The sequence below is a fragment of the Arthrobacter sp. genome (assembly GCF_031988865.1).
GTDB lineage: Bacteria > Actinomycetota > Actinomycetes > Actinomycetales > Micrococcaceae > Arthrobacter_B.
In genome coordinates this window covers 26,815-37,888 of record NZ_DALZXY010000028.1, presented here as the reverse complement: position 1 = coordinate 37,888, position 11,074 = coordinate 26,815, and the positions used below count along the sequence as shown (strand labels likewise).

General features: G+C 66.5%; 13 protein-coding genes. 8 read left to right on the top strand and 5 right to left on the bottom strand.

Annotation, left to right across the window (positions count from 1 at the left end; translation table 11 throughout):
• Nucleotides 1-114: 114 nt before the first annotated feature.
• Both RTN46_RS07480 and RTN46_RS07475 read right to left on the bottom strand, forming a co-directional pair.
• Entirely contained in the window at nt 115-1,182 is a 1,068-nt protein-coding gene (locus RTN46_RS07480) for an ABC transporter permease (RefSeq protein ID WP_312180250.1), read from the bottom strand.
• Nucleotides 1,179-2,114, bottom strand: coding sequence for an ABC transporter ATP-binding protein (locus RTN46_RS07475; RefSeq protein WP_312180249.1), 936 nt, complete (start codon nt 2,112-2,114; stop codon nt 1,179-1,181). The genes RTN46_RS07480 and RTN46_RS07475 overlap by 4 nt, the downstream gene beginning before the upstream one ends.
• Nucleotides 2,115-2,388: 274 nt before the next feature.
• Between RTN46_RS07475 and RTN46_RS07470 the strand changes: the two genes are divergently transcribed.
• Nucleotides 2,389-3,675: an aspartate kinase gene (locus tag RTN46_RS07470; RefSeq protein WP_312180248.1), complete on the top strand. Its 1,287-nt coding sequence runs from the start codon at nt 2,389-2,391 to the stop codon at nt 3,673-3,675.
• Between the two features lie 72 nt (nt 3,676-3,747).
• Here RTN46_RS07470 and RTN46_RS07465 read toward each other — a convergent pair whose 3' ends face one another.
• A complete protein-coding gene (locus tag RTN46_RS07465) occupies nt 3,748-3,984 on the bottom strand; it encodes a hypothetical protein (protein WP_312180247.1) in 237 nt (78 codons plus the stop codon).
• A gap of 119 nt (nt 3,985-4,103) precedes the next feature.
• Nucleotides 4,104-4,319, bottom strand: a complete 216-nt coding sequence (locus RTN46_RS07460) for a hypothetical protein (protein ID WP_312180246.1) — start codon at nt 4,317-4,319, stop codon at nt 4,104-4,106.
• Nucleotides 4,320-4,402: 83 nt separating this feature from the next.
• Between RTN46_RS07460 and RTN46_RS07455 the strand changes: the two genes are divergently transcribed.
• The 3 genes from RTN46_RS07455 to RTN46_RS07445 are packed head-to-tail and all read left to right on the top strand — an operon-like array spanning nt 4,403 to nt 6,331.
• Nucleotides 4,403-4,849 carry a MarR family transcriptional regulator gene (locus RTN46_RS07455; RefSeq protein WP_312180244.1) on the top strand — a complete coding sequence of 149 codons (447 nt, stop codon included), beginning with the start codon at nt 4,403-4,405 and terminating at the stop codon, nt 4,847-4,849.
• A complete protein-coding gene (locus tag RTN46_RS07450; RefSeq protein ID WP_396157466.1) occupies nt 4,849-5,790 on the top strand; it encodes a 3-methyladenine DNA glycosylase in 942 nt (313 codons plus the stop codon). Before RTN46_RS07455 ends, RTN46_RS07450 begins: the two co-directional genes overlap by 1 nt.
• A gap of 40 nt (nt 5,791-5,830) precedes the next feature.
• Complete coding sequence (locus RTN46_RS07445; protein WP_312180241.1) at nt 5,831-6,331, top strand: serine protease inhibitor; 501 nt, start codon at nt 5,831-5,833, stop codon at nt 6,329-6,331.
• On the opposite strand, the gene RTN46_RS07440 is transcribed toward RTN46_RS07445, so the two are convergent.
• A complete protein-coding gene (locus RTN46_RS07440) occupies nt 6,297-6,812 on the bottom strand; it encodes a DUF4442 domain-containing protein (protein ID WP_312180240.1) in 516 nt (171 codons plus the stop codon). The genes RTN46_RS07445 and RTN46_RS07440 overlap by 35 nt on opposite strands.
• 141 nt (nt 6,813-6,953) lie before the next feature.
• Here RTN46_RS07440 and RTN46_RS07435 point away from each other — a divergent pair, with 141 nt between their 5' ends.
• The 4 genes from RTN46_RS07435 to purL all read left to right on the top strand — a co-directional run bounded on the left by RTN46_RS07435 (nt 6,954) and on the right by purL (nt 10,958).
• Nucleotides 6,954-7,382, top strand: coding sequence for a hypothetical protein (locus tag RTN46_RS07435; RefSeq protein ID WP_312180239.1), 429 nt, complete (start codon nt 6,954-6,956; stop codon nt 7,380-7,382).
• A 236-nt stretch (nt 7,383-7,618) separates the two neighbouring features.
• Nucleotides 7,619-7,873, top strand: a complete 255-nt coding sequence (gene purS / locus RTN46_RS07430; protein WP_312180238.1) for a phosphoribosylformylglycinamidine synthase subunit PurS — start codon at nt 7,619-7,621, stop codon at nt 7,871-7,873.
• On the top strand, nt 7,873-8,649 hold the full coding sequence (purQ, locus tag RTN46_RS07425) for a phosphoribosylformylglycinamidine synthase subunit PurQ (RefSeq protein ID WP_396157469.1): 777 nt from the start codon (nt 7,873-7,875) through the stop codon (nt 8,647-8,649). The genes purS and purQ overlap by 1 nt, the downstream gene beginning before the upstream one ends.
• Nucleotides 8,649-10,958 carry a phosphoribosylformylglycinamidine synthase subunit PurL gene (purL, locus tag RTN46_RS07420; protein WP_312180237.1) on the top strand — a complete coding sequence of 770 codons (2,310 nt, stop codon included), beginning with the start codon at nt 8,649-8,651 and terminating at the stop codon, nt 10,956-10,958. Before purQ ends, purL begins: the two co-directional genes overlap by 1 nt.
• The last annotated feature ends 116 nt before the right edge of the window (nt 10,959-11,074 follow it).

The following is an 11,074-nucleotide window of genomic DNA, read 5'->3' as shown; positions in this document are numbered from 1 at the left end:
AGGCCGCCCACGGCGTAACCCGGCAGGGCGTAGGCCGCCCACGGCGTAACCCGGCGGGGAACTGGCCCCGCGGCCAGCCAGGGAATCCGCCCCGCAGGGTAAACCAGCGGGCCGCTACGCGATCCGCGTACCCGCGGCGAGCCGGCGTGCCGGAGTGATGAGCCGCCGTCGGGCCAGTGCCAGCAGCACGGCAGCACCGGCACACTGCACGCCAAGTCCCAGCGGCCAGATGGGGAACGACGCCGGCGGTGCCCCGGAGTCCCGGACCTCACCGTTGATGCACTGCGGTCCGTTGTATTCCGGCCCGGCCTGCGCGTACCTCACGGTCTGGCTGATGCTTTCCATCGGACCCCCGCCGTATTCCCGGGACCCGTACGGCACGGCGTCGGCAACCACCACGAAGGGGTTCGCCGCCAGCAGCCATGCGGAGCGTTCGGTGTGGATGACTTCCGTTTCCACCAGCGGTCCGGTGCACGTGTAGCTGTTGCTGAACTCGTTCGGGTCCGAGTAGGGCTGATATTGCGGGTACTGCGGGTAGTTCGCCTGGGCGGTGCCTTTGACCAGGGGCATCGCCAGCGCAAAGGCGATCAGTGTGCCGATCGAGAGCAAAGCCACCAGCAGGTACGTGATGACAATCGAAAACAGGGGACGGTTTGCCAATGCTGACACTGCCACGCCCAGGGCACAGACCACCCCCAGTTCGACGCCGAGCATCAGCAGGGATACCGCCGCCTGGCCCGGATGAACTCCGCCCAGGGCCAGGGCCCAGATAAGGAAGGGAACGCTCGCGAGCAGGAACCCCAGCGAGGCAACCCAGGACGCCAGCCATTTGCCGGCCAGGAGCTGGCCGGGCCGCAGCAGCGTCACTTGCAGCACCGCCAGCGTGCCTGCCGCCCGGTCCCCGTTGACCGCGTTCGCGGACAGCGCCGGGGCGACCAACAGTCCGAAGAACAGCACAAAGCCGACCATCAGTTCAAAAAGCACCTGACCGGCGTCGGACGTCTCGCCGGAAACCCACGCGGTAAACGCAGCCACCAGGCCGATGACGACAAACCACACCCCGAGCAGTACGTACCAGCCGCGGGACCGCAGCCGCTGCTTCGTCTCCAGCGCGAACACCGCACTGACGCCGTTCCAGTACCCCAGGCCAGCCTGCCGCGGGGAAGCCTCTGCCACACTCATGGCTTCTCAGCCTCCAGACTCATGTAGGTTTCCTCAAGCGCGCCGGTTGCCGGAGCGAAGGCCGAGACATTGATGCCTTCCAGCACCAGCTCGCGCAGCAGGGCCGCCGCCTGGTCCTCGCCGGCCAGCTGAACGCGCACCTGGCCCCTCCGGGGACCGTCGTCGGCCAGCGGCTGAAGCCCGCGGCTATCCAGCGCGTGCAGGAGATCGCCGGTCTTTCCCGCCCGAATGGCGTACCACCGCAGCTGGTTGCCGGCCTCGTCCAGGGTCTGGGTCTTGACTGTTTTGCCGCCGGAGACAAACACCGCCCGGTCAGCCATTTCGTCCAGTTCGGACAGCACATGGGAAGACACCAGGATGGTCTTGCCTTCCGCGGCCAGGCGGCGCAGGAGCAGGCGCAGGTCAACCCGGGAGCCCGGGTCCAGGCCGGAGGCAGGTTCGTCGAGCAGGAGCACGGAGGGGTCGTGGATCAGGGCCCGGGCCAGGCTCAGGCGCTGCTGCTGGCCCCGGGAGAACACACGGGCGGGCTTGTCCGCGAAGTCGGAGAGCCGCACCTGGGCAAGGAGCTCGGCGGCCCGGGCGGCAGCTGCTGCCGGGGCCAGGCCATAGAGCTTGCCCACGGTCACCAGGATTTCGGTGGCCGTCAGGGAGTCCCAGACCCCGAGGGTGTCCGGCATCCAGCCGACCGAGCGGCGGACAGCCTGCGGATCAGCCAGCGGATCGGCGCCGTTGATACGGACCGTGCCCGCATCGGGGGCCAGCAGCGACGCCAGGATCAGCAGCAGCGTGGTCTTCCCGGAACCGTTCGGCCCGATCAAGGCGGTGACAGCCCCCGGCGGCGCAGTGAAATCCATGTTCCGGACGGCCTGAACCGCCCCAAAGCTGCGTTGAACGCCTTCAGCGGTGATGCCGCCGGCCTCTGTAGTCCCCATCCGGTCAGCCTATATGCGCGGCGAGCCCGCACCCGCTCATTAGGCAACGCCGCGCAGATGAGTTGCCAGCGGGACCGCCATCACGGCCACGGCCCGGCATGAGATCGTTAAGGAGAAGTTGAGCGGCATTTCGATGGCATTTCGGTGCCGAAGAGGCCCGCTATAGACTTTGAAGATCGGCCGCCGGGAGCGGCCTTTTCCACGGATATTTAGTGCCGGCGCGGTGCCACGTTGCCGGGTAGCAACTTAGAAGAGTTCCAGAGAGCGTGAACGCATGAGCCTGATAGTGCAGAAATTCGGCGGTTCCTCCGTTTCGGACGCCGAGGGCATTAAGCGCGTTGCCAAGCGCGTGGTGGACACCCAAAGCGCCGGGAACGACGTCATCGTCGTCGTCTCCGCCATGGGTGACAGCACCGATGAGCTGCTGGACCTGGCCGCGCAGATCACCGCCGGAACCCACCCGCGTGAAATGGACATGCTGCTCAGCTCAGGCGAACGCATCTCCATGGCACTGCTGGCCATGGCCATCAACGAACTCGGCGCCTCGGCGCAGTCCTTCACCGGCAGCCAGGCCGGCATGATCACCGACGCCATCCACGGCAAGGCCCGGATCATCGATGTCTCCCCGCACCGGATCAAAACCGCCATCGAGAAGGGCGACGTCGCGATCGTCGCCGGGTTCCAGGGCATGAGCCGGGACAGCCACGACATCACCACCCTGGGCCGCGGCGGCTCCGACACCACCGCCGTCGCCCTGGCCGCCGCGCTCGATGCCGACGTCTGCGAGATCTACACGGATGTGGATGGCATCTACTCGTCGGATCCCCGCGTGGTGCACAATGCGCAGAAGATCGACAAGATCTCCAGCGAGGAAATGCTGGAAATGGCGGCCTCAGGCGCCAAGATCCTGCACCTGCGGTGCGTGGAATATGCCCGGCGTTTCGGTGTGCCGCTGCACGTCCGTTCCTCCTTTAGCCAGAACGAAGGGACCTGGGTGCTGCCCAGCCCCGACGACAAGATCAAGATTCAAGAGGGAGAACCCTTGGAACAGCCCATCATTTCCGGCGTCGCGCATGACCGCTCCGAAGCCAAGCTCACCGTGGTGGGCGTTCCCGACATCCCCGGCAAGGCGGCGGAGATCTTCGGCATCGTCGCCGGCGCGAACACGAACATCGACATGATCGTCCAGAACGTCTCGACCAAGGGCTCGGGCCGGACGGACATCTCCTTCACCCTTCCGATGGTGGACGGCCAGGAAGCCATGGCAGCCCTCAATGCCGCCAAGGACGCAGTCGGCTTTGACACCATCGACTACGACGAGCAAATCGGCAAGCTCTCCCTGATCGGCGCCGGCATGCGCTCCAACCCGGGCGTCTCGCACCGGTTCTTCGAGGCGCTGCACCTGGCGGGCGTCAACATCGACATGATCTCGACGTCGGAAATCCGCATTTCCGTGGTCACCAGCGCAGCCCTGCTGGACGACGCGGTCCGCGCGGTCCACGCCGCCTTCGGGCTCGACGGCGAATCCGAGGCCACCGTGTACGGCGGCACCGGCCGCTAGGCAGGCACAGAACCCTAAGGGCGTCCGGTTACCGGGCGCCCTTTGCTGTCTCCGGGCCCAATACAGGTGTAGTCAGTACATGTGCTCGCGGAAAACCGGCGCGTGGAAGTAGTCCTTATAGACCACAGGCTCGGCAGGCTCGCGGTGCGGCTTGCCCTCCACGTAGTCACGGTCCACCCCGTAATGGTGTCCCTCGCTGTCGGTTTCGACGACGATCTCCGAGTCGTCGAATTCCGTTGCTTCGGGAATTTCGTCGCGGGGCAGGCGTGGTTCACCGCCGCTGCCCGGGTCCGGCATGATGGTTGCCATTTCGAACCTCTCCTTCAGGGGCAAGGTTGTCCCTTAAGGATAGGTATCCGGCACTTCGGCGGAACCCCCTGCACATAAACTCCGTGCGGGGGTTCGGACGGGGGTGGCCCGTCCGGGTGTCAGCTGGTTTTGCGGGGCAGGATGTAGCTGCTGCCGTCCGCACGCGTGACGGTCTCCCACTTGGCCTTTTCCTCGGCCTGCTGGGCCTCGAGAAGCCGCTTGTTGTCCTCGGTCATGGCGTGGTTCACCGACGACCTCTGCGCCGGACCGAAAATCATCCGGGCCTTGCCCGTTGCCCGCATAAACCGGTCGGTTAAGCTTCCCTTGCCTGCCATCTGATGTCCCTTCCAAGGAGTATCCGGAACCTATAGTACGCTAACTGTTAGTGCACTAAGGATTCGAGAAAGATGAGGACGCCGTGAACCAGGCAGAGGACCTGCTGCTGGAACACCAGCTCTGCTTTGCCCTGTCCGTGGCCTCGCGTTCCGTCGTCGGAGCCTACCGTCCGGTGCTGGAGGAACTGGGCATCACCCACCCCCAGTACCTTGTCCTGCTGGCACTTTGGGAGGGCAGCCCGCGGACGGTCCGCAACCTCGGCGATACCCTGCTGATGGATCCAGCCACCCTCTCCCCCATGCTCAAGCGGCTGGAGAGTGCCGGGCTTGTGAGCCGGAACCGCGCCCCGGGCAACGACCGTGCCCTCGCTGTGGACCTGACCGACGCCGGCCGGGCCCTGCGGGACAAGGCGGTGGACGTTCCGGGCGCCATGATGGAACGCCTCCAGCTCACCCGCGATCAGGTGCTGGAGCTCAACGCCACGATGCGCCGGCTCATCCAGGCAACCCAGGAGCCCCAGCAGGGATAATGGGCAGTGTGCAACACTCTCCCGCCTCAACGATCCTCTCCGAGGACCAGTGGCTCCCCCGGCAGGCTGCCTACGAGCAACGGGTCCACCCGTTCACGGACGGGTACCTGCAGCGCCGCTCGGCAGGCAGGAAGCACCCAGTGGAAGACTTCCTCTTTACCTACTACTCACAAAAACCAGGGCAACTGCTGCGCTGGCATCCGGGCGCCGGCGTAGTGCTCACCGGACCGGCGGCGGCGCAGCGGCTGGACTGGAAGTTCTACCGGCCGCTCACGGACGAAGAACGTGCGGGCGCAGGACTGGAGCCCGCCATGACTGCTGTCACGGTGGACCTGGGCGCGTTCACGGCGGCCCGCGGACCGGCGGTGGAATTCACCCGCATGCTGCTCTCCCGGACGGCGGCACGGAAACCATCGCTGGGCTGTTTCGGCATGCACGAATGGGCGATGGCCTACAAGTCCGAGGTCAACGGGATCCGCCACGAATACCTGGGACTGCGCCTGGGTGCGGAGGGCACCGATGAGCTGGTGGAACAAAGCCGGATCCGCTGCACGCACTTCGACGCCTTCCGCTTCTATGCGCCGCAGGCCGTCAGCCTGAACGAGCTCACTCCGAGCCGCGAGAACCAGCGGGACCTGGAGCAGCCCGGCTGCCTGCACGCCAACATGGACCTGTATAAGTGGGCCTACAAGCTGGTACCCCTGCTCCCCGGCGAACTGGTCATGGACTGCTTTGAACTGGCCTGGCGGATCCGGGAAATGGATATGCGCGCCTCCCCCTACGATCTGCAGGACTGGGGCTATGAAGCGATCCCGGTGGAGACGCCGGCCGGGCGGGCGCGGTACGCGTCCGCGCAACGGGCATTCACCGAGGAATCGCAGCACCTGCGGGCCCGCATCCTGGAACTGCTGGAACCCTTCCAGGAGCAGCTGGACGGCTAGCGGCTAGGCTGTACCCAATCCATCCAGGGAGGCCGCACCGATGCCGCACACGATTCGTCTGCCCCGCACCGTACTTCTGCTCGCTGCCGCCGCGCTGGCCCTGGCCGGCTGCGGCGAGTCCGCCCCGGGCACCCCGGGTACGCCGTCGTCCGCTTCCTCCCCGGCAGTCACGGCCTCCCCATCGGCCTCACCCGCCCCGGCCGGCGCCGCAACGTCGCTGACCGTGGAGTTGATGCCCGACGGAGAGGCCGTCGCTGACACCTGGACCCTGGAGTGCGACGGCGCGGCGCCGGTTGGCGATTCCGGCGCACCGGATCCCGCGGCCGCCTGCGCCGCCCTGGCCGAGCATGGCACGGCACTGATGGCTGAACCCGGCCCGGACGTTGCCTGCACCATGCAGTACGGCGGCCCGCAGCGGGCCACCGTCACCGGAACGGTGGCCGGAGAAAAAGTTGACGCCGCGTTCGCCAATAGCGACGGCTGCCAGATCAGCCGCTGGGATGCGCTTAGCGGGCTGCTCGGCGCGGCGGGGATGCAGTAGCGGCTCCAGCCGACGCCGGAGCCTCCCGCTTGCGGCGGATATAGACCTGCTTGCGCACCCGGGCGACGACGTCGCCGTCGGCGTCCTTGACCTCCGCGGTGAACCATTCCAGGACCTTGGCTCCGCCGGCGGCTTCTTCCCGGAGCCGGTCGAGATCCTCCACGGTGATGCGGAAGTGGGCGTAGACATCGCCCTTGCCCGGCTTCACGAAGTCCACCTCCGCCGCGCGGTCCCAGATGATGTGGTCCGTGCCCAGGTGCCGGAGCAGCAGCATCATCCAAAACGGATCGGTCATGGCAAAGAGCGACCCGCCGAAGTGCACGCCCGCCACGTTGCGGTTCCACCAGCGCAGGCGCAGCCGGACGGTCGCGGACATAAAGTCCGCCGGCAGCTCGGTGATCCGGATGCCGGAGCAGGCAAAGGGCGGCCAGATGTTCATGGACCGGCGGACAACCGAGGGTTTGGCGGCGACGAGTTTCACCGCTTCACCCTACCGACTGTGAGGCAGGTCATGCTATTTTCCGTGTTCCCGCCAGAATGTTCTATTATTGAATCAGCTTGCTTACTATCCACGACACGGACTGCGCCTGTGAGGGCGCCGGCAACACCGGAGGAACCCAGATTGTCGATCGAAGCAACACCCGAAGACCCGCGGATGATGGCCGTTCCGGCCGCCGCGGAAGCTCCCGCCGAGCTGGCGCCATGGTGCTCCTACTGCGGAACAGATGAGTACTTGATCATTGAGTCAGTCGAACCCTCGACGACCGCGGAAGCAGCCGAGTTCCTGGAAATCAGCTACACCTGCACCGAATGCGACCGCTTCTACGGGCACCCCGTCCGGCATTCCCCGCTGTGGGCACGGCGCGCGGTTTCCGCGCCGTCCGAGACGGAGTACCTCCACTGCGGCGAGCCGATGCAGCCGAAGGACAGCCGCACCCTTTCGATTTTTGAACCGCTCAGCACCGAACAGGATGAGGAGATGCCGGACGTCCGGCTGGAAACCAGCATCCTGCGCTGCGCCTGCGGGTTCCAAATCGAACTGCCGGCCTAGCCAACACCGCAGCGCCCGCAACGGCCTCGGGGTCCGGGATTTCAGGGCCCCGGAACCCAGCGGAAGGTGCCCCTCCCAGCCCGGGGAGGGGCACCTTCCGGTGTCTTCATCAGGGCGCCACGGATGCGCCGGATACAGAGCCATAGCCTTAGAATGAAACGGCAAGCTCGCGGAGCGCTGAATCAGCGTGAGACGGCACATCCGCGGCCACCCTTTCATTCACAGGAGTTACCCCGATGCCCCGGATCGTTGTTGACGTTATGCCCAAGCCCGAGATCCTGGATCCACAGGGCAAAGCAATTGCCGGCGCACTTCCCCGGCTGGGCCTGACCGGCTTCACCGGAGTCCGACAGGGCAAGCGCTTCGAACTCACCGTCGACGGCGACGTCACCCCGGAAATCCTGGAGCAGGCCCGCACCGCGGCCGCCACACTGCTCTCCAACCCCGTTATCGAAGACGTCACCCGCGTCGAAGTTATCTCGGAGGTCTGATTTTGAGCACCCCGCTGATCGGCGATTACTCCGCCGCGCCGGAAGACTCCGCCCTGCGCGCGGTCCGCGTCGGCGTGATCACTTTCCCCGGCACCCTTGATGACCGCGACGCTGCCCGGGCCGTGCGCCTGGCCGGCGGCACCGCCGTCGAACTTTGGCACGGCGACGCAGACCTGCACGACGTCGACGCCGTCGTCATTCCCGGCGGTTTTTCCTACGGGGATTACCTGCGTGCCGGAGCCATCTCCCGGTTCGCCCCGCTGATGGAGAAGGTCGTGGACGCTTCCAAGGGCGGTATGCCCGTCCTGGGCATCTGCAACGGCTTCCAGATCCTCACCGAGGCGCACCTGCTGCCCGGCTCGATGATCAAGAACGACCACTTGAAGTTCATGTGCCGCGACCAGCTGCTGCGGGTGGAAAACAACTCCACCGCCTGGACCTCCGGGTACGGACACGGCGCCGGCATGGTCATTCCGCTGAAGAACCAGGACGGCCAGTACGTCGCGGATGAGAAGACCCTGGATGAGCTGGAGGGCGAAGGCCGCGTGGTCTTCCGCTACGACGGCTTCAACCCGAACGGCTCGCGCCGCGACATCGCCGGCATTTCCAACGCTGCCGGGAACGTCGTCGGCCTCATGCCGCACCCCGAGCACGCCATCGAAGCCGGCTTCGGCCCGGATTCCTCCGCGTACGGTGACGTGCCCCTGGGCGGCGGCACCGACGGAATCGGCATCTTCACCTCAGTACTCACCTCGCTCGTTGCCGGAGGCAAATAATGACCGTTTCCGCAGGCTCCACCGCTGAGCAGAAGAAGTTCAACATCGACACCGTCGAGCACGCCGCGTCCACCCCGGACACGGCGCTCCCCTGGGCTGAACTGGGCCTGAAGGAAGACGAATTCAACCGCGTCGTCGAAATCCTCCGCCGCCGCCCCACCGCCGCCGAGCTGGCCATGTACTCGGTCATGTGGTCCGAGCACTGCTCCTATAAGTCCTCCAAGGTGCACCTCTCGCAGTTCGGCGAGAAGGTCACCGAGAAGATGAAGGAACACCTGCTGGTCGGCATCGGCGAGAACGCCGGCGTCGTCGACATCGGTGACGGCTGGGCCGTGACCTTCAAGGTCGAATCCCACAACCACCCGTCCTTCGTGGAGCCCTACCAGGGCGCCGCGACCGGCGTCGGCGGCATTGTCCGCGACATCATTTCCATGGGCGCCCGCCCGGTTGCCGTGATGGATCCGCTGCGCTTCGGCGCGATCGACCACCCGGACACCGCGCGCCTGGTGCACGGCATCGTCTCCGGCATCGGCGGCTACGGCAACTCCCTGGGCCTGCCGAACATCGGCGGCGAAGTCGTCTTCGACTCCGTCTACCAGGGCAACCCGCTGGTCAACGCGCTGGCAGTCGGCGTGATGCGGCACGAGGACATCCGCCTGGCCAACGCCTCCGGCACCGGCAACAAGGTGGTCCTCTTCGGTGCGCGCACCGGCGGCGACGGAATCGGCGGCGCCTCCGTGCTGGCGTCCGAATCCTTCGACGACGCCAAGCCCTCCAAGCGCCCCGCGGTGCAGGTGGGCGATCCGTTCGCCGAGAAGGTCCTGATCGAGTGCTGCCTGGAACTGTTCAAGGCCTCCGTGGTCGAGGGCATCCAGGACCTCGGTGCCGCCGGCATCTCCTGCGCCACCTCGGAACTGGCCTCCAACGGCGACGGCGGCATGCACGTGGAGCTGACCAAGGTCCTGCTGCGCGATCCGACCCTGACCCCGGGCGAAATCCTGATGTCCGAGTCGCAGGAACGCATGATGGCCGTGGTGACGCCGGAGAACGTTGAGGCGTTCGAGGCGATCATGGACAAGTGGAACGTCGAGTACTCCTGGCTCGGTGAAGTTACCGGCACCGGCCGGCTGATCATCGATTGGGACGGCGAGACGATTGTCGACGTCGACCCGCGCACCGTTGCCCACGAGGGACCTGTCTACCACCGTCCGTTCCAGCGCCCGGAATGGCAGGACGGCCTGCAGGCCGACTCCTTCGCCGCGGAGCGCCCGGCCGGCGGCGACGCCCTGAAGCAGGCCATCCTGGAACTGATGGCTTCTCCGAACATGTGCGACAAGTCCTGGGTCACCGACCAGTACGACCGCTATGTGCAGGGCAACACCGCCCTGGCCATGCCGGACGACGCCGGCGTGATCCGCGTTGACGAGGAAACCGGCCTGGGCGTGGCGATCTCCACCGACGCCAACGGACGCTACACCTACCTGAACCCGTACGAGGGTGCCAAGCTGGCCCTCGCCGAGTCCTACCGCAACGTCGCCACCTCCGGCGCCCGCCCGATGGCCGTCACCGACTGCCTGAACTTCGGTTCCCCCGAGGATCCCGAGGTTATGTGGCAGTTCGCCGAGGCTGTCCGCGGCCTGGCCGACGGCTGCCAGGAACTCGGCGTCCCGGTCACCGGCGGCAACGTCTCGCTCTACAACCAGACCGGCGGCGTCGCCATCCACCCGACCCCCGTGGTCGGCGTGCTGGGCGTGTTCGACGACGTCGCGCGGCGCACGCCGTCGGGCTGGCGCGAAGACGGCCAGGCCATCTACCTGATGGGCGTCACCCGGGATGAGCTGGACGGTTCCGAATTCGCGAACCTGCGCGGCCACCTGGGCGGCCAGCCGCCGAAGGTGGACCTGCAGGCGGAGAAGCTGCTCGGCGACCTGCTGATCAACGCCTCCCGCGACGGCATGATCGACTCCGCGCACGATCTCTCCGAGGGCGGGCTTGCTGCTGCACTGTCCGAGATGGCGCTGCGCTTCGGCGTCGGCGCCCGGATCGGCCTGGATGAAGTGGCCGAGCGCGACGGCGTGGACCTGTTCACCCTGCTGTTCTCCGAGTCCCAGGCCCGCGCCGTGGTCTCCGTGGCCCGCAGCGAAGAGGTCCGGTTCACTGACATGTGCAGCGCGCGCGGCTTCGCGCACTCGCGAATCGGCGTCGTCGATACCGAGATCGAGGCGCTGGACTTCCAGAGCCTCTTCACGCTGCCGCTGGCGGAGCTGAAGGAAGCCCACGAAGGGACCCTGCCGAAGTACTTCGGCTAATCCTCTTCCGCAAAACACCCGTCCGGGATTCCCGGGCGGGTGTTTTTCGGTGCGGGTGTTTTTCGGGGCGGGTGTTTTTCGGGTCGGGTGTTTTTCGGTGCGGGACGTGCCCGGCC